Genomic DNA, 20,185 nt, shown 5'->3' with positions numbered 1-20,185 from the left:
GGGGGGCATGCAAGCGATCTGCGTCATCGGCGGAAGCCGGTACTTTGGAAAGCTCCTGGTGAAGCGCCTGCAGGCGGCGGGCCACCAGGTCACTGTGATCAACCGCGGCTCCGCCCCGCCGCCCGCCGGTGTCGAGCACCTCGTCGTCGACCGCGATGACGAGGCCGCCCTGACGGCCGCGCTCGGCTCCCGCAGCTTCGACGCGGTCGTCGATCAGGTCTGCTACACCCCCGTGCAGGCCGCCATCGCCGCCCGTGCCTTCGCCGGCCGTACCCGGCGATACGTCATGACGTCCACGATCGAGGTCTACGACCCGGCGAGCGCCGCGCTGCCGGCGCTCCCGCCGGGCGCGCCGGTGCCGGAGGAACTCGTGGATCCGGCCGGCTGGCTGGTGGCCGCGGACCTCCCCTGGCACGACGAGGCGTACCTGGAGGCGCACTACGCCGAGGGCAAGCGCCAGGCGGAGGCCGTCCTCACCCGCGCCGGCGGCTTCGAGTTCGCCTCGGTGCGCAGCGCGCACGTGCTGGGCGGCGGCCCGCAGGAGTTCACCGGCCGGCTCGCGCACTACGCCGAGCGCATCGCCCGGGGCGAAGAGATCGCCGTGCACGCGAAGGCGCTGCCCACGGTGTTCATCCACTACGAGGAGCTGGCGGAGCTGCTGCGGTGGGCGGCCACCGCCACCGACTTCACCGGTCCGGTCAACGCCTGCTCCCACGGCCCGCTCGACGTACACGGACTCGCCGCGATCATCGCCGCGCAGGTCGGCCGGGCGCCCGTCTTCCGGACCGTCCAGGCGGGTGAGGGGGCGTCGCCGTTCTCCTTCGACCGCCACTACGCCATGAGCAACGCCCGCGCCACGGAGCTGGGCTTCTCGTTCTCCCGCACCAGCGACTGGCTGCCCGGCGCCGTCGCCGAAGCCCTCACCGACGAACCGTCACCCAACGCCTGAGGATCGGAGCGACCATGCAGTACCGCACCATCGCGGACACCGTCGTCAGTGCCATCGGCCTGGGCGCGATGCCGCTGTCCATCGAGCACCGTCCGGACGAGACGCGGGCCGTCGCCACCGTCCACGCCGCCCTCGACGCGGGTGTCACGCTCATCGACACCGCCGACAGCTACCACTGGCACGCCGGCGAGGTCGGCCACAACGAGCTGCTGATCGCCCGCGCCCTGGCCCGCTACGGCGGCGACACCTCCGGCATCCTGGTCGCCACCAAGGGCGGCCGCGGCCGCCCCGGCGACGGCGGTTGGACCGTCACCGGCACCCCGGAACACCTCAAGCAAGCCGCCGAGGCCTCCGCCAAGCGCCTGGCCGTCGACGCGATCGGCCTCTACCAGTTGCACAAGCCGGACCCCGCCGTGCCCTGGGCGGAGTCCGTCGGCGCGCTGCGCGAGCTGCTCGACGCCGGCACGATCCGCGCTGCCGGGATCTCCAACGTCACCACCGCCCAGATCCGCGAGGCACACGCGATCCTGGGGGACGGACTCGTCTCCGTGCAGAACCAGTACTCGCCGGCCGTGCGCGACAGTGAGGCGGAGCTGCGGCTGAGCGCCCGGCTGGGGCTGGCCTTCCTGCCCTGGAGCCCGCTGGGCGGCATCTCGCGCAGCGCCCTCGACGGCCCGTCCGGCCCCACCTCCGTCGGTACCGCCTTCCACCGCATCGCGGCCGACCACGGCGTCAGCCCGCAGCAGATCGCCTTGGCCTGGCTGCTCGCCCGCTCCCCGGCGGTGATCCCGCTACCGGGAGCCAGCCGCCCGGTCTCCATCACCGACTCGGCCAGGGCCGCTGACCTCGAGCTGAGCGCGGAGGAGCTGGCGCGGCTTGAGGAGGCCCTGCCGGGGTGAGGTGCCGTACCGGTAGACCCCTAACCCTGTGCGAAGACGACCGCGAAGACGACGGCCGTGATGACGAGCCCGAGAACGACCCCGAGCACTACCGGGCTCACCCGATCGCGGAGCTTCTTCGGCGGCTGGGTGCGGGTTTCCTGCCCCGTGCTCAGCTCCCACCAGTTGACGACCCGCTGGAAGTCCGTCTCGAAGTCGGGGTACGGGTACAGGGCGTTGTGGGCGAGCCCGGGGAGGGAGCGGCGCCGCCCGTCCTGGAGGAAGATCCGAGGCGCGTGCGTCGTTCCGGACTGGCTGCTGGTCTCGCGCACGTCGATCCAGCGGATCTCGTCCCAGGAGTAGGTCTTGCCGGGCCCGAAGCCCCAGCAGATGGTTATGCCGGCGGCTCCGACCGTGGTCCAACTCCGGGACGAGACGTAGACGCCGGCAACGACGAGCGCGACGGTGCCGCCGAGCATCCAGCAGGCGCTCGTCAGGCCGAGCCGGGAAGCGACGAGAACTCCTTGGACGGCGAACAGGACGCCCAACGTCGCGCCCTTTGACCAGGACGGGCGCAGGCGGTCTCTACCTCGGAAGTTCAGCTCGTTCACCGGCTGCACACTACGTCATATCGGCTTGAGCGGATGGCCGGGCTGCCGATGGCGGGCCGAGCCGCGTGGGTTCAGTCGGCGTCGAGCTGGTGGTCGGCCCAGACGTAGCTTTCGGGCAGCAAGTCGGTGATGGGGACGGCACGGAGGCGCTCGGGTGCGCCGACGATGACGTTGATGGCGGGGAAGTAGTCGAGCAGGACCTGACGGCAGCGGCCGCACGGGGGCACGACCCCGCGGTCGCGGTCGCCCACGGCGACGATGGTGTCCAACTCGTAGGCGCCCTGGGCGGCTGCGGTGCCGATGACGACCAGCTCGGCGCAGGGGCCTCCGGTGAAGTGGTAGGCGTTCACCGCGGTGACGATTCGGCCGTCGCGGGTGCGGGCCGCGGCCGCCATGGTGTGGTTGTCACCCCGGCAGCGGGTGCGGGCGACCTGCGCCGCGGCGTCGATGAGCTCCTGGTCGACATGGGGGGTCTGCGTGGTCATCGTCTTCTCGGCTTTCACTTTTCACTGGGAGTCAGGCGACGTTGCCCCGGATGAGGAGGGTGCGCAAGCGATTATCGGAGCCGACAGGGGTCGGGCCGGGCGCAGCGCGTTCGCCAGGACGGCAGCCCCGGTGAGCGCGATCAGCGTCGTCCCGGCGGCGCTGATGTGCATGGCGTGGATGAACGCGGCGTCGGCGGCGTGCGCGCGGCCGAGCTGGAGGCCGCGTTCAGGCCGGCGCAGCGAGCCGTGGTGCGCGACTTGCTGGACGGGACCTCGGACGCCTGCCACTGAAGGCGCGCTTGGGACTGAAGGCGCTTGGAGCAGGTGCCAGGCTCACCAGTCCTCGACGGCGGCGAGGATGCGGTCGTGCACCAGCGCCACATGGGGGTTGGCGGACTGCCCGGGACGGGTGACCAGGAAGGCCGTGTTGATCGGCGGGTCGTCGGGCTGGTGCAGCAACCGGAGCGCGCCCGAGGCCAGTTCGGCGCGGCACAGGTAGCTGGGCAGCACGGTCCAGCCGGCACCCGCCAGCACGGCGGCCAGGATGCCGCGCAGGTCGGGGACGGTCAGGGCGGGCCGGGCCTGGAGGCGCACGCCGAAGACGTGCCGCCAGTAGCGGCGGACGATCGGCAGGTCCTCCGCGTAGCTGACCAGCGGCAGCCGCTCAAGCGCCTGGGGCAGCTCACGGCCCGCCAGCCGCTCGGCGAAGAGCGGTGCCGCGACCAGCACGAATTCCTCGTCGGCGAGGGGTTCGGCGTGCAGCACTCGGCCGCGGGGCCGTTGCGTGGCGATCACGAGGTCGTGCTGCCCGGCCCGCAGCTCCTCCAGCAGCGGGTCCGTCAATCCGGTGCTGACCCGCAGGCGAACCCCGTCGGCCACCAGCGGGGCCAGCGCCCCCACCAGGACGGTGCTCAGGAACTCCGCCGGACCGGCCAGCTGCACCGGTGCCGCGACCGGCCCCGGCCGCTCGCCGGTGAACACCGCCAACTGGTCGAGAGGGGCCGACAGTTGTGCGGCGAACTCGTCGGCGTAGGGGAGCGGGGTGACCCCGCGGGCGCGCCGCGCGAACAGCTCCCGCCCCAGCCGCCGTTCCAGGGCGCGGAGCTGCGTGGTGACCGTCGACTGGGACAGGCCCAGCTGGTGGGCGGCGGCGGTGAGCGAGCCGCAGCGATGCACGGCCAGGAAGGTGCGCAGCAGGTTCAGGTCCAGCAGTCCCGAGCCGTGGCCGTCGTGAGCGTCCATGCGCCGAGCCTATTCCCGGCCGGTCATCGAATATCCGATGGCTGGCATCGGTGTGTTCATTGGTCGCATTACTTGAGAAGGTCTAGTTTCGGGGCCATGGGCGTGCCGACGATCCCGGAGCGGGGTCGGCACGTGAACCACCGCACTCGCAGAGAGCCCTCGACCATGGCAAAGCAGATCCTGTTCGTGATGACCGGCGTCGACTACTGGACGCTGAACGACGCCACCAAGCACCCGACCGGCTTCTGGGCCGAGGAGGCCGTGGCGCCGTACGAGGCGTTCAAGGCCGCGGGCCATGAGATCACCGTGGCGACCCCGGGCGGCGTGGTGCCGACCGTGGACCAGGGCAGCCTGGCCCCGCAGGTCAACGGCGGTGAGGAGGGCGCGCAGCAGATCGCCGACAAGCTCGCCTCGATGACCGAGCTGCGGAACCCGATCCGGCTCGAGGACGTGAACCTCAAGGACGCGAACCTCGACGACTGGGACGCCGTGTTCTACCCCGGCGGCCACGGTCCGATGGAGGACCTGGCCGTCAACGCCGACTCCGGCAGGCTGCTGACCCTGGCCCTGAAGTCGGGCAAGCCGCTCGGCGTGGTCTGCCACGCGCCGGCCGCACTGCTGGCCGCGGTCGAGGAGGACGGGACCAACGCGTTCAAGGGCCGCAAGGTCGCCGCGTTCACCAACGCCGAGGAGACCCAGGCCGGCCTTGCCGACAAGGCGGTGTGGCTGCTGGAGACCCGCCTGGTGGAGGCCGGCGTGGCCGTCCAGGTCGGCGAGCCGTGGGCGCCGAACGTGGTCGTCGACGGCAATCTGGTGACCGGCCAGAACCCCTCCTCGTCGGCCCCGCTGGCCGCGGAGCTGCTGAAGAAGCTGGCCTGACCACCGATCACCTTCCGTACGCACGCATCGAGGTACACCATGCCCGTTTCCAGCCGTGAGTGGCAGCTGATCGCCCGCCCGGTCGGCGAGCCCGCGCCCGCGGACTTCGCCCTCACCACCGTCACCGTCGCCGACCCGGAGCCGGGCCAGGTGCTGGTCCGCAACACCTGGCTGTCCGTCGACCCCTACATGCGCGGCCGGATGAACGAAGGCCCGTCCTACATCCCGCAGTTCGAGCTGGGCGAGACCATGACCGGCAGCGCGGTTGGCGTGGTCGTCGCCTCCCGGGCCGAGAACGTGCCCGTCGGGGCGACCGTCTCCCACTTCAACGGCTGGCGCGAGTACGCCGTCGTCGACGCCCCGGCCGTGCGGGTGCTGGACACCGCGCTCGCCCCCGCCCAGGCGTACCTGGGCGTGCTCGGCACCACCGGCCTGACCGCCTACGCGGGTGTCACGGACACCGCCCCGGTCAAGCAGGGCGATGTCGTCTTCGTCTCGGGTGCGGCCGGGGCCGTCGGCTCGGTGGCCGGGCAGCTGGCGAAGAAGCTCGGCGCCGCCAAGGTCATCGGCTCGGCCGGCGGCCCGGAGAAGGTCCGCCGGGTCGTCGAGCAGTTCGGCTTCGACACGGCGATCGACTACCGGCAGGGCGACCTGCCCGCGCAGCTGGCCAAGGCCGCGCCCGAGGGCATCGACGTCTACATCGACAACGTCGGCGGCGACCACCTGCAGGCGGCCCTCGGCCGGATGAACCTGCACGGCCGGGTCGCCCTGATCGGCGCGATCTCCGTGTACAACGCCACCGAACCGCCGCCCGGGCCGAACACCCTGCCACTGGCGATCGGCAAGCGCCTCACCCTGCGCGGCATGAACGTCGGCGACCACTTCGACCTGTTCCCCGAGTACCTGGAGCGGGCCGCGGCCTGGCTCGCCGACGGCTCGCTGCGCGCGGACGAGACCCTGGTCGACGGCATCGAGAACACCCTCGGCGCGTTCCTCGCCATGATGCGCGGCGCCAACACCGGCAAGATGCTCGTCCGGCTCGCCCAGGACTGAGAGCGGCATCAGGGGAGCAGGCTGCGGCCCATCAGGACGTCGTCGACGTACTGCCCGTCGAGCAGGAACTCCTGAGGGCAGACGCCCTCGACGGTGAAGCCGCAGCGCTCGTACAGGCGGCGGGCCGGCTGGTTGTGGCCGAGCACGCGGAGCGTCATCCGGCGCGCGCCCTGGTCGCGGGCGGACTCGCAGGCCGCTTCGACCAGGGCGCGTCCGATGCCGTGGCCACGGGCCGCCGGCTCCACCGCGAGTCCCTGGACCTGCCGGACGTGCTGGTTGGTCGCCAGCGGGGTCGGTGGTACCTGCCGGATGAAGCCGACCACCCGGCCGTTCCGTTCGGCCACCAGGTACTGGTCGGGCGACCGCTGGTCGGCGAAGAGGGCCGCGTTCACGGCGGGCCGAGGTGTCACGTCGCTCAGCCAGGACCAGCTCAGGTGGTTGAGCTCGGCCAGCGCGCTCTCGTCCGCCAGGACGGCTTGGCGGACTATCAGATCTGCTACGGACATGATGGCATGCTAACCACACGGCACTGCAGGGGCGTTCAGCGATCGTCGGGTTCGGTCTGGACCGACGGGTGGTGATCGGCTGATGGCGATGGCTGCGGCGGAGTGGTCCACTGGAACCTGAGAATCCCTCGGCCTCCCGGTAGGAGCAGCGACGTGCACCAGCTCGGCTATGGCGACATCAAGGCCGCCGGCGATCGGATCGCCGGACGCATCCGCCCCGTCACCGTGGTCCCGGCGGACCTCGGCGGGTCGGGTGAGGTGTGGCTGGCCCTGGAGTTCATGCAGCACACCGGGTCGTTCAAGGCGCGGGGCGCGCAGAACTTCATCCAGGCGCACCGCGACGCGGGCACGCTCCCCGAGCCCGGGGTGACCATCGCGTCGGGCGGCAACGCCGGGCTGGCGTGCGCGTGGGCCGCCCAGCGGCAGGGCGTGCGGGCCACGGTCTTCGTGCCCGAGAGCGCGCCGGCGGTGAAGGTCGCCCGGCTCCGCGGCTACGGCGCCGAGGTGCGGATGGTCGGCTCGGAGTACGCGGAAGCCCTGGCCGCCTGCGAGGAGTTCGCGGCCGCCACCGGAGCGCTGGCCGCGCACGCCTACGACCACCCGCTGATCGCGGCCGGGGCCGGCACGCTGCTGGAGGAGATCCAGCAGCGGATTCCGGACCTGGACACCGTGCTGGTCGCGGTCGGTGGTGGCGGCCTGTTCGCCGGGGTGGCGACGGCCGCCCGGCAGCACGGCATCCGCACGGTCGCCGTCGAACCCGAGAACTGCCGTGCGCTGCATGCCGCGATCGAGGCCGGTCGCCCGGTCGACGCCCCCGTGGACTCGGTCGCCGCCGACTCCCTCGGGGCCCGCCGCGCCTCCGCCATGGCGCTGCACGTCGCCCAGCAGGGCGGCGTGCGGTCGGTGCTGGTGACGGACGACGAGATCGTCCGGGCCCGCCAGTCGCTGTGGGAGCAGTGGCGGTTGGCGGTCGAGCACGCCGCCGCCACCGCGCTGGCGGCCCTGACCGGCCCGGCCGCCGCACCGGAGCGCGGCTACCGGCCGGGTGCCGGTGAGAAGGTCTGCGTGGTGTTGTGCGGCGCCAACACCGATGCGGGCACGCTGGTCCGGCCCGAGAGCTGACCGGAGCGCCGGTCGCCGGGCGCGTCGCGGCGCGCCCGGGATCGGGTTGCTCCGGTGCCGTGAGGGCCTCTGTGGGGCACCTGTGCAGATGCTGTCATATGCCAAGTGATCATGACGAAAGCCCGTGCAGTCACTCGAACGGGAGTAACGTAGCGCCCCGAAGCGGTCACCGGGCGAAGCGGTGGCCATGGCACGTCGTGCTGTCCAGCGAAGGGATGAGCGGTGCCGGAGATCGACGGAATGCTTGTCGAAGTCATGACAATTTCCGGTGCGCGCGGCGCCAGCCTGGTGGACTGGACGAGCGGGCTGGCGCTCGCCGTCGCGGGGGAGGGGCCGGGCGGCGACCATACCCACGGGGCCGCTGACGTCGCGGAGTTGGCGCGCGTGGTCATGCTGCAGCCCTCGTTCGCCGACCCCCTCGCCGATGACCCGGGCGCCGAGGACGTGATCGTCAGCACGCCCGACCGGTACCACCTGATCCGGTTCCTGACAGCCGGGTTCGACGCACGGCTGCTGCTGCACCTCCAACTGGACCGTGCCGCCGGGAACCTCGCCCTGGCAAGGCGCCAACTAGCCGTGGCAGCCGAGGGATTGGCGGCAGATCGGTGAACGCGGTGACCACCATGGCCCCCGGGGTGCCGAGTTCGCCGGCCGGGCGGCCGCTGCCGAGGCGCCCGTGGTCGCGGAACCGGTATCCGGTCAGTGCCTTCGAGGCGGCGCTGGCGGAGCTCGGGGCGCGAGGTGCCACGGGGGCCTTGCGAGGACCGAACGGGACCGTCTGGCTCTCGGACGGCGCCGTCACGGGGGCGCGCAGCCCGCTGGTTTCCGATGTCCCGTTCGGCGCTCCGACCGGACGGCGCTTCGAGGCCGAACTCACCTGGCGGGAACGGCTCCTGGATGCCGCCTACTACGCACTCGGCCAAACCGGCGGCGAGTTCGAGTTCCACGCCGCACCGCCGCCGGACGGCCCGACGCGCGCCCTTCCCCTGGAGGCGCTGCGCCAGGCGATCGGGCGTCGACGGGCGCTGCTCGACCAGGTGTTGGCCCGGCCCGACCTGGACACCGCCCCCGTCACCGCCGCCGAGGTCCGCCCGGGAATGCCACCCGGGCGCCGCCTGCGCGCCCTACTGGCAGCCGCCGACGGGCAGTTGACACCACCGCAGCTGGCGGCCCGGCTCGGCCGCTCCGCCTTCGGAGTGCTGCTGGACGTCCGGCTGCTCGCCGCGGCCGGCCTGCTGCGCCTGCCGCCCCGGCCGCCGGCCGAGCCGCCCCGATCCGGGGCGGCCGCGGCGCCGGATCGTCCACCCGCCGACCCGTCAGATCCGAACGTGGCCATGCTGCTTCGGATTCGAGCCGCCCTGGAGGCCCGGCTGTGAGGCTCCCGCTCGCCCCCGTCGACCGCCGAAGCCCGTCATGAAGCGCGCCCTGCGGCAGCTATCAGGAAGGAGGCAGGCCATGTCACCCGTACTCGACTCGGCCGCCCTGCCGGACATCATGGGTGAACTCAAGGAGGTGCGGGCGAGACTGCCGCAGCTCACCGGCGTGCTGCTGGCGACGGTCGACGGCCTGGTCATCGCGCATGACGCCGACGGTGTCGAGCCGGAGGGTGTCGCCGCGCTGACCGCCGCCGCGCTGGGCGTCGGCGCCCGACTGGCCGAAGCCACCGGCCAGGGCGCCCTGTTGGAACTCCTCAGTCGCGGCGACCGCGGCTACACCGCCACCTACGCCGCCGGCGCCTTCCTCGTGCTCACCCTGTTCACCGGGCCGGACGTCAATGTCGGCCTGCTGCACTTCGAAGCCCGCCGGGCCGGCAGCCGGATCGCCGCGCTCGCCGACGCGCAGCTGCGCCGGGCACCGGTTCCCGGCTCGCCACTCGATGTCTGACGAGACGTCAGACGGATCTTCTGTTCCGCACCACCTTGCCCACAACCCCGAAGGAATCACTCCCATGACTAGCACTGACCTCGCCCTGAAGGACGCGATGAGCAGCATCGAGGGCGCGATCGGCGTCGCCCTGGTCGACTACAACAGCGGCATGGCCCTCGGCACGCTGGGCGGGGGCGAGCTCGACCTCGCCGTGGCCGCCGCTGCCAACACCGACGTCGTCCGGGCGAAGGTGCGTGCGATAGAGATGCTGAACCTCAACTCCGCCATCGAGGACATCCTGATCACGCTCACCGACCAGTACCACCTGATCCGCCCGCTCACCAGCCGCTCCGGCAAGGGCCTGTTCCTCTACCTGGCGCTGGACCGCAACCGGGCCAACCTGGCGATGGCCCGCCACCAGCTGCGCCGGATCGAGGGCGACTTGGAGGTCTGAGCGGGCAGCCGTCACCGTTGCCGGGTCCGGTCATGGAGTCGCTGCGCCCGCCGCCGGCTTGCGAGTTCGGACCAGCGCCGACACCATGACCGCGCCCGCTGCCACCGCGCCGGCATGCAGCAGGGCGGCGACCGCGAGGTTCTCCGGCAGCGTCGCGCCGCTAGGGCGCGCCGTCGCCAGGTACAACGTGATCGCCAACCTCCAGCCGCTCCACGCGAAGAGCGAGCCCGTCCCCAACCAGCCGACCGTCAACGGCACCCAGCGGGACAGCCGGGCGGGCCGCCGTCGGCCGATCACCCAGGTGGCGGCCGCGGCCGTGACCGCCCACAGCCCGCACACCCCGTTCAGCAGACGCCAGTTGATCTCTCGGGCTGCCGGGTGCGCGATACCGGCTGGTCCGCCGATCGCCCAGTAGAGCCAGACCAGGCCGATCACCGTGCCCGCGCCCGCTGCCCACAGCACCCGGCGCGGGTCGCCCGCACGGCCGTCACCGACCCGGCCGGCGAACGCGTCCGGCCAGCGCCGCCGACCGTACGCGGGCAGGGCGACCACCAGGCCGAGTCCCATCCCCACGAAGCTGGTCTGGATCAACGCGGCCTCCCAACCGGGCATCGACGCACCCTGGTTGCCGGCCTCCTGGCTACCACCGGAGTTGCCGCCCGAGCCGCCGCCCAGCAGCGAGTCCAGCGCGACGTACGGCAGCATGGCGACCAGGAACCCCGAGCCCACCCAGGCGACGAACGCCACCAGCGGGCCCTTGACGCGCATCCCCCAGGGTCGGACGAGTGCGAGAGCCATGCCGATCCCCAGCCCCGCCATGCCGATCGTCGTGGTGTTGAGCACCACCCACCCGGCCAGGCTGAAGCCGGCACCGATCGGCAGCAGCCCCGCGATGGCGCCGACCACCCAGCACACCTTGATCACCGTGTAGGGCGCCATCACCAGTGCCGCCCCGTAGGCGGCCGGCCGACCTGCTCTGTCGAACCGATCCATCGGGGTTCCCCTCTCTCAGCTGTGGGAACCCCACCTTCACCGTCCGCCTCACCCCGCCGCGTCGTGCCGGGGTCGTATCCCCATCCCCCGCCAGGGTGAGCCGTGGTCCTCGGCCGTGGCGCCGTGCGGCGGCCGGCAGCGGAAGGCCGTCGCCGCACGGCGCCGTCAGAACTCGCTCTGCCTCAGCGACCGTTCTTGCCGAACCGGGCAAGTGCGTCCAGCACGGTCTGCCGCATGGTGGGGCTGCCGGTGTGCCCCGCCTCGTCGATCACCTTCAACTCGGCGTCGGGCCAGACCTGGGCCAAGTCCCAGGGACCCTTCAGCGGGCAGCCCAGGTCGAGCCGGCCCTGCACCATCACACCCGGGATGCCGGCCAACCGGTGGGCGTCGCGGATCAGTTGGCCGTCCTCGAGCCAGGCGTTGTTGGCGAAGTAGTGGGCGCAGATCCGGACCAGGGCCAGCAATGCGTCGTCCGGCCGGTTGCTGTAGGCGCCCGGGTGGCCGAGCGCCTCATGGGCGATCACCGCGTCCTCCCAGGCGCACCAGTCGCGGGCCGCTTGCAGGCGGACTGCCTGATCCGAATCCGGGCTGTTCAGCAGCCGGTTGTAGGCGGCGAGCAGGTCGCCGTCCCGGTCCGCGGCGGGCAGCGCGTCGCGGAACGCCTCCCAGGCGCCGGGCAGCAGCGGGCGCAGCCCGTTGTAGAGCCAGTTGATGTCCTCCTGCCGGCCCAAGAAGCTGCTGACGATGACGATTTCGGACACCCGCTCGGGATGGCGCTGGGCGTAGGCGAGGATCAGGGCCGAGCCCCAGGAGCCGCCGAACAGCAGCCAGCGCTCGACGCCGAGGTGCTCGCGCAGGCGCTCCATGTCGGCGATCAGGTGCTCGGTGGTGTTGTGTTCGAGGCTCACGGACGGATCGGAGGCGTGCGGCAGGCTGTCACCGCAGTTGCGCTGGTCGAACCGGATGATGCGGAAGTCCTCGGGGTTCAGGCCCGAGGTCCGGTTGCGGCGTCCGCCGCCGCCGGGGCCGCCGTGCACGTTCAGCACGGGCTTGCCGTCGGGGTTGCCGAAGGTCTCCCAGTAGATCCGGTTGCCGTCGCCGACATCGAGCAGGCCGTGTTCGTGCGGTCCGGTCAGCTCGTACAGGGGCTGGTCCATGGCAGTCTCCTCCTGAGGTCACGAATCCTGAGGTCACGAAGGGCGAACTTGCCAGGCTAGCCAGTGATTTGACCGCTGTCGCGCGAATATCGACCGGGCATGGCCAGGCGCGGCCCCGGGTGATGACCCGGGACCGCGCCGTCAGGATCTGACCGGTTGTCAGTCGATCGTCGCGCTGGTGTCGTAGCCGCAGCCGGCGGTGCTGCCGCTGGAGCAGCTGCAGAACGCCCCGGCCTCGTCCGCGCCCAGGTACGACAGCTCGGTCTCCATCAGCTGGAGCTCAAGGACCTCGTTCATGTGGTTCCTCCCTCTCTCGGTCGGTGCAGGGCAGGCCTGCGACCTGGCGGTTGCCCGGTGGCCCGGGACATCTGTGGTCCCACGGGGGACTGGTTTCGCGGTGCGGCTCAGTGGTGGTCGGCGGTGTTCAGTGGTGGTCGGCGGTGCCGACGAGGCCGTCGAGGGTGAAGAAGGCGTCGCGGCGGTCGTCCAGCAGTCGGGTCAGGGCCAGCAGCACGCCCGCCGAGCCGGACCACAGGTCGGCGCTGTACCTGGCGAAGTACTCGCCGTGGAAGAGCACGCCGGTGGGGTGTTCCACGGCGTAGCAGAAGAGCCGTGCGGCGGCGTCGAACGCGGCGGCGCGGCCGGCTGCGGAGCCGGTGATGGCCGCGTGCTCGGCGAGCGAGTACACCAGCCCGGCCCGGCCCTCGTAGAGGCCGCCGTAGATGGTCGTCGGGACCGACGCCGGAATCAGCGACTCGGTGACGGCTGCCGCCAACTCCTCGTCACCATACGGCAGATAGCGCGCTGCCACGGTGGCGAAGCCGGCCGAGCCACGGCCGAGGTAGATGAACCGGCGGCCGTCGATGCCGGAGACGGGGAAGCTCAGGCCCAGGTGGTCGTAGGGGACGGCGCGGGCGCGCTCCTCGGCGAGCAGGGCGAGGCCACGGGACAGGGCGCGGTCGTCGGCGGTGAGGTGGTGCAGGTAGTAGTCGAGCAGCGCGATGCCCGGTCGTCCGTGCAGCAGGCCGGTGGTGTCGTTGTCGCCGAGCAGCGCCGCGAGGTCGGCGCCTTCGGGGACGCGGGCCCGGAGTTCCTGGGCGAGCAGCAGGTTCTTCTCGTCCCGGTCGTGGCCGTGCAGCGCCAGGTGGGCCAGGGCCACGCCGGCGGTGCCCTCGGCGAGGGTCGCCCGCTCGGCGAGGAGGGGGTGGCTGCGGGCGGCTTCGAGCAGCGTGCGCGCCTCGTCGAGCCGGCCGTGGTCGGCGAGCACCCAGGCGATGCCGGCGAGTCCGGTGTGCAGGCCGGGTGGGAGCTTCTCCGGCTCCCGGAGGGCATCGTCGGCCAGTCGGCTGACGATCGCGGGATCCGCCTGCCGCCCCGCCAGCCGCAGGGCGTGCAGCACGCCGGCGGTGCCGTAGGCCACGCACAGCGTGTTGCTGAGGTAGCCGCGCGGCACGGTCGGGAAGACCGGGGTCCCCTCGGGCGCGGCCATCGCGAGCAGGGCGTCGGCGGCCCGGTCGCGCAGCACCCGCAGGTGCTCGGCGGGGGAGGCGGCGACCTCTTCGGGCGTGGGGAGGGCGCTGGGGATCTGCGGGTCGACGAAGCGGGTCGCCGCCTGCCAGAGGTGCTCGCGGGCGCGGGTGATCTGCTCGGTGGCCGGTCCCGGCTCGGTGGCGGGCCTGGTGGCGGCGAGCAGGTGGTGGAGTGCGGTCGGCTGCTGCTGGGTGACGTAGTGCATCGGCCCGAGCAGCAGCAGTTGGGCGATCGCCGCGAACCCGAATTCGTCGAGGAAGCGCGGGTCCTTGGTGTTCCGCTCGCGCAGTCCCTTCTGGGCGACGCTCGGGAAGTAGCCCGGCGTGCCCATCCGGTCGAGCGGGCCGTCGATCCGCCCCGCACTCTCGAAGTCGACCAGCCGCACCACGTCCTGGTCGTCGACCATGACGTTGTTCGGACTGACGTCCACGAACGCGAACCCGGCCGTGTGCAGGCGCTCCATCTGCTCGGACAACTGCTGGAAGATGCGCAGGCACCGCTCGTAGTAGCCGGATATCTCGGCGCTGTCGGCGCCGGTGTGGAAGTACGGGAAGTTGTTCAGCACCCAGCCCTGCAGCGACTGGCCCGCGACCAGACTGGTCACCAGGTAGGAGTTCTCCCAGCGCTGGAAGTACGCGATCGGTTCGGGTGCGAATCCGGGAACCGCCTCGTGGAGCGCCCGCAGGGTGTCGTATTCGCGCTGGAGCCGTTCCACGGCGGTGGTTCCGGACCAGTGCAGCCCGGTGTGCCGGCGGGCTTCCTTGACGAAGACGGTCTCCCCGGTCGCCGCCCGCTCGGCGAGGAACGCACCGCCGCCGTTGGCGTGCCGCAGCACCTTGGTGAAGCGGAGCCCCTCGAAGCTGACCTCCTTCGGTGCGGATGACCCGGCAGCGGACGGCTCGGGTGCGAACGGGTCCTGAATGCCCTCGGGCAGGGCGAAGTTGAGCCTGCGTTCGTCGGGGACGAGAGCGCCGTCGGGGGTCTCGACCAGCAGCTGGCGGGTGCCGTCCGGGCGGATCCGGGCGATCTCGGTGAACGCCCCGTAGCGGTAGGCGACCACCGACCCGTCGCGGAAGCGCCGGTCGCCGAGGATGTGCGGCCCCTCCTCGCCCTCCAGCGCGTCCGCCAGGGCCGTCATCAGCGCGCGAGCGGTCTCGACGTCCGGCGGGTAGACGGCCATGAACTTGCCGCCCTGGACGCGCGGGCCCTGCTTGTGGTGGACCCAGCCGAAACTCATCCAGTTCCGCAGGTACTTGAATGCGACGCCCTGCTCGACGCAGATGGCCGAGGCGATGTCGAGGACGTGCTGCGCGCGCTTCGGGGCCGCGGAGACATGGACCTTCCAGCCCCGGCTGGCCCGGATCCCCTCCTCGGGCGTGCAGACCTGCCAGATGCCCTTGGCTTGCGTCGACCACGAGGCGGGCAGCTCGCACGGGCGGTATTCGGTCCCCGCAGCGGACGGGTCCGCCTCATCCAGTGGGCGGTAGAACATCTCGTCGGCGACGAGATAGGGGATCATTTCCATGAAGGTCGGCCCCAATCGTCTGCTGGAAATGGCAGAGCGGTCCATCGCGTTGATGCCTTGGCGGCGGCGATGGGTGACAGGTAATCAGGGCCCGTTCGAACTCGTCAACGATGTTGGCGCTGGTTTGTTGATCCTGCACGGAAGGACATTATCGGTGCGTATTTTCCCGCGCGAAGTGAACCCCTGCCACGAGTACGGCCGTTACCGCTGGTCGAATGAGCGGTAACGGCCGTAACGGATTCGACCATTCATCAGGTTCGAATGCGGCGGATCCGAAATCGGTGCGTCAGTCGGCGGTGTCCTGGGGCGGCTGCTCCACCGGGGCGGCGGCTTCGGAGGGGCGGCGACGGCGGCGGATCAGCAGGGCGGCGAGGATCAGCAGCGCGCCGATGATGCCGGCGATGATCGGGAGCGTCGTGCCGGCCAGCTCGATGTCGTCCCGGCCGTTCTTCGCGTCGTTGGCGGCGGAGGTCACGGCGGCCGGCGTCTGCTGGTAGGTGGCGTCGACGACCGGCAGCAACGGGACGAGGGTGCCGTTCGGGGCGGTGACCGCGGCCGTGCGCTGCTGGGTGCGCTTGACGTCGATCACGGCGCCGGTCTCCGGCTCCACCCAGAAGGTGTCGTTGCCCTGCAGGGTGTATGCCAGCGGCGCCGGATCGCCGAGCGTCGGGAGCAGCGTCGTCAGCTCCTGCTGCTGGGCGGGGGTCAGCGGGCCGAACTGGACGAGGAGTCTGAGCAGGCTCTGCGGCAGTGCCTTGGGCAGGCCGGCCAGCACCTGGCCGTCGGTGATCCGGCTGCTGGGGATGGTCGCCTGGAAGACGTAGGTGTTCAGGCCGGAGCGCTGCTCGGAGTGGCTGTAGGCCACCGGGACGGTGGTCGCGCTCTCCGGGACCCAGCCGGTGTAGGTCTGCTTCTTGGTGCCGAACGGGAAGCTGATCGTCAGACCGTGGGCGTCGACCACCGACCAGCTGCTCGGGTGGTTCGTCACGGGCTCCAGGCTCTTGCGGTCCACCGCGTACTGCCAGGTGGTCTGCTCGACCTGGGTGCCCGCGGCCGTGGTCGTCCGGGCGTCGCTCACCAGGGCGGAGTCGTCGGAGGTCTTCAGCACCTTGACGTTGCGGTCGATGGCGAGCGGCACGTTGTGCTTGACCGCGCCCACCAGGTTGCCCTGGGCCAGGGCCTGCTGGTCGAGCAGGGTGTTGAAGGTGCCGGCCAGCGGGCGCTGGGCGTTCACGTTGTCAGGCAGCCGGGCCACATAGGTGGGAGTCACCCAGAACGCGGTCAGGAACGCGCCCGCGATCAGCAGCGCGCCGATCAGCACCGCGCCGTAACGGAAGATCATCGCTCGTCGCATAGCGGACACGATCCTCCGCACCGGGGTCCGTTCTCCGACAGGACCGGGGTGTCGGCGGGGGAACCGGCCCACGGTTCAGCCATTCGGTCCCCTGCGGGGGTGGGCGACCCGTCCGACCCCGCAGGGCCGCCCACCGCTTGGCGAACCGTCAGCCCAGCAGCTCGCCCATCCACTGCTCGATCCCGGCCACCGTCCTCGGCAGCGCGCTGGACATCAGCCGCGCGCCGTCCTCGGTGATCACCAGGTCGTCCTCGATCCGCACCCCGATGCCGCGCAGCTCGGGCGGCAGGGTCTCGTCGTCGGGCTGCAGGTAGAGGCCGGGCTCGACGGTGAGCACCTGGCCGGCCTCCAGGACGCCGTCGAGGTAGGTCTCGGTGCGGGCCTTGGCGCAGTCGTGCACGTCGAGGCCGAGCATGTGGCCGCTGCTGCAGAGGGTGTAGCGGCGGTAGAGGCCGCTGTCCTCCCGCATCGCCTCCTCGGCGGAGACCTTCAACACGCCCCAGTCGTGCAGGCCTTCGGCGATCACCCGCATCGCGGCCCGGTGGAAGTCGCGGAACGCGGCACCCGGGCGCAGCGCGGCGATGCCGGCGTCCTGGGCGGCGAGCACCAGTTCGTAGACCTGGCGCTGCACGGGGGTGAAGGTGCCGCTGAGCGGCAGGGTGCGGGTGATGTCGGCGGTGTAGAGGGTGTCGGTTTCCACACCGGCGTCGAGCAGCACCAACTGGCTGCTGTCCAGCGGGCCGTCGTTGCGGATCCAGTGCAGCACGCCGGCGTGGGCGCCGGAAGCCACGATGGTCTCGTAGCCGGTGCCGTTGCCCTCGGCGCGCGCCCGCAGGTTGAAGACGCCCTCCAACCACCGCTCGCCGCGGTGGTGCCGCAGGGCGGTCGGCAGCGCCCGGACCACGTCCTCGAAGCCCAGCGTGGTGTGGTCGACGGCGAGTTGCAGCTGGTCGACCTCCCAGGCGTCCTTGATCAGGCGCAACTCGCCGAGTACGGGCGCCAGTCCGTCGCTGAGTCCGAGCTGAGCGTCCACCGACGGGTCGACGCCGGCCAGCAGCCGCACCCCGCCGCTGGGGGCCGGCCCGGCGAGCAGCTTCTCCAACTCGTCGAGGTGCGCGGTGCGCAGGCCGGTGAGCTGGGCGGACTCGCCCAGGTCGGGGCGGCGGCCGACCCAGAACTCGCCGTAGCGGCGGTCGCGGTAGAACTCGTCGGAGGAGCCGTCGCGCGGCGAGCGGGGGCGCAGGTAGAGGACCGGCTCGTGCCCCTCGGGGCCACCGGGTTCCAGCACCAGCACGTTACCGGCCTGGTCCTCGCCGGTGAGCCCGGTGAGCCAGGCGTAGCCGGTATGCGGCCGGAACCGGTAGTCGCAGTCGTTGGTGCGCACCTTCAACTGGCCCGCAGGTATGACCAGTCGGGCGCCGGGGAAGTGGGTGGAGAGTTTGGCGCGGCGGGCGGGCAGCAGATCGTGGCCGGCCACCCGGGCGTCGGCGGGCAGCGGCGTGGCGGCCCAGCCGCCGGCCATGGAGGCGGCGAGGGCCGCGGAGATGGGTAGGTCGTGGCTGCCGACGTTGGGCGGGGTGGGCTGCGAGGTCACGGGGGCATCTCCTCCAGGTGCGGCTTTTGTCCGTCGGGGTAGTCCTGATCTGCGTCTTTCGGTGTGCACGGCAAGGGAGTTGAGGCTCCGTCCGGATACGTCTGGATAACGGAGCGGCCCAGCCCTTGCTAGTGCAATTTCACATTACTATGTTACGGGTCACACATCGAAGGCGGCTACCCCATGGGCGGACCGCCCGAGTTCGCGGCCCAAACTCGGCCCCCCATTGCGGAGTTGCACATGACCAGGCGTACCCACGCCGCCCTCGCGGCGGCGATCGCGGCGACACTCACCCTCGGCCTCGGGGCGTGTTCCAAGAGCAAGGACAGCAGCAGCGACCAGGCCTCCAACGGCGCCGGGCTGACCACCCAGGGCAACGGGATCATCGGCGGTACGCCGGTCAAGGGCGGCACCCTGCACATCCTGTCCAACCAGGACATCTCCCAGCTCGACCCGGCCCGCAACTGGACCGAGCCCGAGATGGACTTCGGCATCCGGCTGCTCTACCGCACCCTGACCACCTTCAAGGCGGCGCCGGGCAAGGACGGTCTGCAGATCACCGGCGACCTGGCCACCGACACCGGTGAGCCCAGCGACGGCGACAAGACCTGGACCTTCCACCTCAAGGACGGCCTCAAGTACGAGGACGGCACCCCGATCACCACCGCCGACATCAAGTACAACGTCGAGCGGTCCTATGACCCGGACCTCTCCGGCGGGCCCGACTACGCCAAGAAGTACCTGGTCGCCCCGGCCGACTACAAGGGCCCGCTGAAGGGCCAGGAGCTCGGCAACGACTCGATCGAGACGCCGGACGCGAAGACCATCCTCTTCCATCTGAAGCGCCCGGTCGCCGAGTTCGGCTACACCGTCACGCTGCCCACCTTCGCCCCGGTGCCCAAGGCCCACGAAGGCGGCACCACCTACGGCAACCACGTGTTCTCCTCCGGCCCGTACAAGGTGGAGGGCTACGACCGCGGCAAGCAGCTGACCCTGGTCCGCAACACCAACTGGGACCCGTCCACCGACTCGGTCCGCAAGGCCTACCCGGACAAGATCGTGATGGACCAGTCCGGCAGCCCCGAGGGCATCGCCGACCGCCTGATCGCCAATCAGGGCGATGACCAGAGCGCCATCATGTACGCCGACATGTCCGCCGCCAAGGTCGCCGACGTGATCACCAACCCGGACGTCAAGGCCCGCCTGGTCAGCGAGAACGAGAACTGCACGGCGATGGTGACACTGGACACCGCCAAGCCGCCGTTCAACAACCAGAACGCCCGCCTGGCGGTCGAGTACGGGATCGACAAGGAGGCCTACCAGTCGGCCGTCGGCGGCCCGGCCCTGTCCGACATCGCCACCACCTACCTGCCGCCCTCGCTGACCGGCGGCACCGCGGTCGACCACTTCAAGATCCCGACCGGCGGCGACCCGGCCAAGGCCAAGCAGTACCTGGCCGCGGCCGGCCTGAGCAACGGCTTCTCCACCGACCTCACCGCCGACAACGCCCAGAAGCCCCAGGCCGAGGCGGTCCAGGCGGCGCTGAAGAACATCGGAATCAACGTCAACCTCAACATCGTCGACGCCAGCGTGGCCACCTCGACGATCGGCGACAAGAGCCGGCAGACCGGGATGTCGCTCAACGGCTGGTGCCCGGACTACCCGTCCGGCGCCACCTTCCTGCCGATGATCTTCGACAGCCGGATCATCACCGACACCGGCAACAACGGTGACACCAGCCGGTTCACGGACCCGGCGGTGGACGCCGAGATCGACCGGATCCAGAGCCTGACCGACACCAACGCGGCCGACCAGGCCTGGAACGCGCTGGACGCCAAGGTCATGGACGAGGCCCCTGCGATCCCGGTCACCTGGCAGAAGAAGCCGCTGCTGGTCGGCTCCAACATCGCCGGCGCCTTCGGCAGCCCGATCTGGTCGGCGGAGATCGACTACGCCACCATCGGCCTGAAGTCCGTCAAGTAAGCAC

At 71.4% G+C, this 20,185-nt stretch carries 21 protein-coding genes; 11 read left to right on the top strand and 10 right to left on the bottom strand.

Annotated elements, in window-relative coordinates; all coding sequences use genetic code 11:
* Positions 1-7: 7 nt before the first annotated feature.
* Entirely contained in the window at positions 8-949 is a 942-nt protein-coding gene (locus P3T35_RS12905) for an NAD-dependent epimerase/dehydratase family protein (protein ID WP_101379421.1), read from the top strand.
* 14 nt (positions 950-963) lie between these two features.
* Positions 964-1,848, top strand: coding sequence for an aldo/keto reductase (locus P3T35_RS12900; protein WP_101379420.1), 885 nt, complete (start codon positions 964-966; stop codon positions 1,846-1,848).
* A 20-nt stretch (positions 1,849-1,868) separates the two neighbouring features.
* Here the strand turns inward: P3T35_RS12900 and P3T35_RS12895 are convergent, their stop codons facing one another.
* From P3T35_RS12895 to P3T35_RS12885, 3 genes are all read right to left on the bottom strand, one after another.
* Complete coding sequence (locus P3T35_RS12895; protein ID WP_143676758.1) at positions 1,869-2,438, bottom strand: hypothetical protein; 570 nt, start codon at positions 2,436-2,438, stop codon at positions 1,869-1,871.
* A gap of 71 nt (positions 2,439-2,509) precedes the next feature.
* Positions 2,510-2,923, bottom strand: coding sequence for a cytidine deaminase (locus P3T35_RS12890; protein ID WP_101379418.1), 414 nt, complete (start codon positions 2,921-2,923; stop codon positions 2,510-2,512).
* Positions 2,924-3,256: 333 nt separating this feature from the next.
* The gene (locus P3T35_RS12885) at positions 3,257-4,165 is read right to left on the bottom strand and encodes a LysR family transcriptional regulator (RefSeq protein ID WP_101379416.1); all 909 of its coding nucleotides are present in this window, start codon (positions 4,163-4,165) and stop codon (positions 3,257-3,259) included.
* 165 nt (positions 4,166-4,330) lie between these two features.
* Between P3T35_RS12885 and P3T35_RS12880 the strand changes: the two genes are divergently transcribed.
* Positions 4,331-5,044, top strand: coding sequence for a type 1 glutamine amidotransferase domain-containing protein (locus P3T35_RS12880; RefSeq protein WP_101379415.1), 714 nt, complete (start codon positions 4,331-4,333; stop codon positions 5,042-5,044).
* Positions 5,045-5,083: 39 nt separating this feature from the next.
* Positions 5,084-6,097, top strand: a complete 1,014-nt coding sequence (locus tag P3T35_RS12875) for an NADP-dependent oxidoreductase (RefSeq protein WP_101379414.1) — start codon at positions 5,084-5,086, stop codon at positions 6,095-6,097.
* Between the two features lie 8 nt (positions 6,098-6,105).
* Here P3T35_RS12875 and P3T35_RS12870 read toward each other — a convergent pair whose 3' ends face one another.
* Complete coding sequence (locus P3T35_RS12870; RefSeq protein ID WP_101379413.1) at positions 6,106-6,603, bottom strand: GNAT family N-acetyltransferase; 498 nt, start codon at positions 6,601-6,603, stop codon at positions 6,106-6,108.
* A gap of 153 nt (positions 6,604-6,756) precedes the next feature.
* On the opposite strand from P3T35_RS12870, the gene P3T35_RS12865 reads away from it, so the two are divergent.
* The 5 genes from P3T35_RS12865 (at position 6,757) to P3T35_RS12845 (ending at position 10,045) form a co-directional block, all read left to right on the top strand.
* Positions 6,757-7,725: a threonine/serine dehydratase gene (locus P3T35_RS12865; RefSeq protein ID WP_101379412.1), complete on the top strand. Its 969-nt coding sequence runs from the start codon at positions 6,757-6,759 to the stop codon at positions 7,723-7,725.
* Between the two features lie 222 nt (positions 7,726-7,947).
* Complete coding sequence (locus P3T35_RS12860; protein ID WP_101379411.1) at positions 7,948-8,334, top strand: hypothetical protein; 387 nt, start codon at positions 7,948-7,950, stop codon at positions 8,332-8,334.
* A 146-nt stretch (positions 8,335-8,480) separates the two neighbouring features.
* A complete protein-coding gene (locus P3T35_RS12855) occupies positions 8,481-9,101 on the top strand; it encodes a transcriptional regulator (protein ID WP_143676757.1) in 621 nt (206 codons plus the stop codon).
* 79 nt (positions 9,102-9,180) lie between these two features.
* Positions 9,181-9,609 (top strand): roadblock/LC7 domain-containing protein, encoded by a 429-nt coding sequence (locus tag P3T35_RS12850; RefSeq protein ID WP_348533411.1) that lies wholly within the window; start codon positions 9,181-9,183, stop codon positions 9,607-9,609.
* Between the two features lie 64 nt (positions 9,610-9,673).
* A complete protein-coding gene (locus P3T35_RS12845) occupies positions 9,674-10,045 on the top strand; it encodes a hypothetical protein (RefSeq protein WP_101379408.1) in 372 nt (123 codons plus the stop codon).
* 30 nt (positions 10,046-10,075) lie between these two features.
* Here the strand turns inward: P3T35_RS12845 and P3T35_RS12840 are convergent, their stop codons facing one another.
* The 4 genes from P3T35_RS12840 to lanKC all read right to left on the bottom strand — a co-directional run bounded on the left by P3T35_RS12840 (position 10,076) and on the right by lanKC (position 15,244).
* Complete coding sequence (locus tag P3T35_RS12840; protein ID WP_101379407.1) at positions 10,076-11,038, bottom strand: hypothetical protein; 963 nt, start codon at positions 11,036-11,038, stop codon at positions 10,076-10,078.
* Between the two features lie 182 nt (positions 11,039-11,220).
* The gene (pip, locus tag P3T35_RS12835; protein WP_101379406.1) at positions 11,221-12,195 is read right to left on the bottom strand and encodes a prolyl aminopeptidase; all 975 of its coding nucleotides are present in this window, start codon (positions 12,193-12,195) and stop codon (positions 11,221-11,223) included.
* A 159-nt stretch (positions 12,196-12,354) separates the two neighbouring features.
* Positions 12,355-12,492 carry a hypothetical protein gene (locus P3T35_RS12830; RefSeq protein WP_180356358.1) on the bottom strand — a complete coding sequence of 46 codons (138 nt, stop codon included), beginning with the start codon at positions 12,490-12,492 and terminating at the stop codon, positions 12,355-12,357.
* Between the two features lie 127 nt (positions 12,493-12,619).
* Positions 12,620-15,244, bottom strand: coding sequence for a class III lanthionine synthetase LanKC (lanKC, locus tag P3T35_RS12825; protein WP_101379405.1), 2,625 nt, complete (start codon positions 15,242-15,244; stop codon positions 12,620-12,622).
* Between the two features lie 4 nt (positions 15,245-15,248).
* Between lanKC and P3T35_RS12820 the strand changes: the two genes are divergently transcribed.
* Positions 15,249-15,476 carry a hypothetical protein gene (locus P3T35_RS12820; RefSeq protein ID WP_143676756.1) on the top strand — a complete coding sequence of 76 codons (228 nt, stop codon included), beginning with the start codon at positions 15,249-15,251 and terminating at the stop codon, positions 15,474-15,476.
* A 60-nt stretch (positions 15,477-15,536) separates the two neighbouring features.
* Here the strand turns inward: P3T35_RS12820 and P3T35_RS12815 are convergent, their stop codons facing one another.
* Together P3T35_RS12815 and P3T35_RS12810 are read right to left on the bottom strand one after the other, a co-directional pair.
* Complete coding sequence (locus P3T35_RS12815; protein WP_218976648.1) at positions 15,537-16,592, bottom strand: porin PorA family protein; 1,056 nt, start codon at positions 16,590-16,592, stop codon at positions 15,537-15,539.
* A gap of 160 nt (positions 16,593-16,752) precedes the next feature.
* Positions 16,753-18,198 carry an aminopeptidase P family protein gene (locus tag P3T35_RS12810; protein ID WP_280705934.1) on the bottom strand — a complete coding sequence of 482 codons (1,446 nt, stop codon included), beginning with the start codon at positions 18,196-18,198 and terminating at the stop codon, positions 16,753-16,755.
* A 240-nt stretch (positions 18,199-18,438) separates the two neighbouring features.
* Between P3T35_RS12810 and P3T35_RS12805 the strand changes: the two genes are divergently transcribed.
* Complete coding sequence (locus tag P3T35_RS12805; protein ID WP_101379403.1) at positions 18,439-20,181, top strand: ABC transporter substrate-binding protein; 1,743 nt, start codon at positions 18,439-18,441, stop codon at positions 20,179-20,181.
* Positions 20,182-20,185: the final 4 nt, after the last annotated feature.

It is taken from the genome of Kitasatospora sp. GP30, assembly GCF_029892145.1.
Lineage (GTDB): Bacteria > Actinomycetota > Actinomycetes > Streptomycetales > Streptomycetaceae > Kitasatospora > Kitasatospora acidiphila.
The sequence above is the reverse complement of the archived record's forward strand: the minus strand, read 5'-3'. Positions and strand labels throughout refer to the sequence as shown.

Excerpts from the sequence above, each read along its gene's own strand:
- P3T35_RS12905 (WP_101379421.1), top strand. The coding sequence starts at position 8 with ATGCAAGCGATCTGCGTCATCGGCGGAAGCCGGTACTTTGGAAAGCTC.
- P3T35_RS12900 (WP_101379420.1), top strand. The coding sequence starts at position 964 with ATGCAGTACCGCACCATCGCGGACACCGTCGTCAGTGCCATCGGCCTG.
- P3T35_RS12890 (WP_101379418.1), bottom strand. The coding sequence starts at position 2,923 with ATGACCACGCAGACCCCCCATGTCGACCAGGAGCTCATCGACGCCGCG.
- P3T35_RS12885 (WP_101379416.1), bottom strand. The coding sequence starts at position 4,165 with ATGGACGCTCACGACGGCCACGGCTCGGGACTGCTGGACCTGAACCTG.
- P3T35_RS12880 (WP_101379415.1), top strand. The coding sequence starts at position 4,331 with ATGGCAAAGCAGATCCTGTTCGTGATGACCGGCGTCGACTACTGGACG.
- P3T35_RS12875 (WP_101379414.1), top strand. The coding sequence starts at position 5,084 with ATGCCCGTTTCCAGCCGTGAGTGGCAGCTGATCGCCCGCCCGGTCGGC.
- P3T35_RS12870 (WP_101379413.1), bottom strand. The coding sequence starts at position 6,603 with ATGTCCGTAGCAGATCTGATAGTCCGCCAAGCCGTCCTGGCGGACGAG.
- P3T35_RS12850 (WP_348533411.1), top strand. The coding sequence starts at position 9,181 with ATGTCACCCGTACTCGACTCGGCCGCCCTGCCGGACATCATGGGTGAA.
- P3T35_RS12845 (WP_101379408.1), top strand. The coding sequence starts at position 9,674 with ATGACTAGCACTGACCTCGCCCTGAAGGACGCGATGAGCAGCATCGAG.
- P3T35_RS12840 (WP_101379407.1), bottom strand. The coding sequence starts at position 11,038 with ATGGATCGGTTCGACAGAGCAGGTCGGCCGGCCGCCTACGGGGCGGCA.
- pip (WP_101379406.1), bottom strand. The coding sequence starts at position 12,195 with ATGGACCAGCCCCTGTACGAGCTGACCGGACCGCACGAACACGGCCTG.
- P3T35_RS12830 (WP_180356358.1), bottom strand. The coding sequence starts at position 12,492 with ATGAACGAGGTCCTTGAGCTCCAGCTGATGGAGACCGAGCTGTCGTAC.
- lanKC (WP_101379405.1), bottom strand. The coding sequence starts at position 15,244 with ATGATCCCCTATCTCGTCGCCGACGAGATGTTCTACCGCCCACTGGAT.
- P3T35_RS12820 (WP_143676756.1), top strand. The coding sequence starts at position 15,249 with ATGAAGGTCGGCCCCAATCGTCTGCTGGAAATGGCAGAGCGGTCCATC.
- P3T35_RS12815 (WP_218976648.1), bottom strand. The coding sequence starts at position 16,592 with ATGATCTTCCGTTACGGCGCGGTGCTGATCGGCGCGCTGCTGATCGCG.
- P3T35_RS12805 (WP_101379403.1), top strand. The coding sequence starts at position 18,439 with ATGACCAGGCGTACCCACGCCGCCCTCGCGGCGGCGATCGCGGCGACA.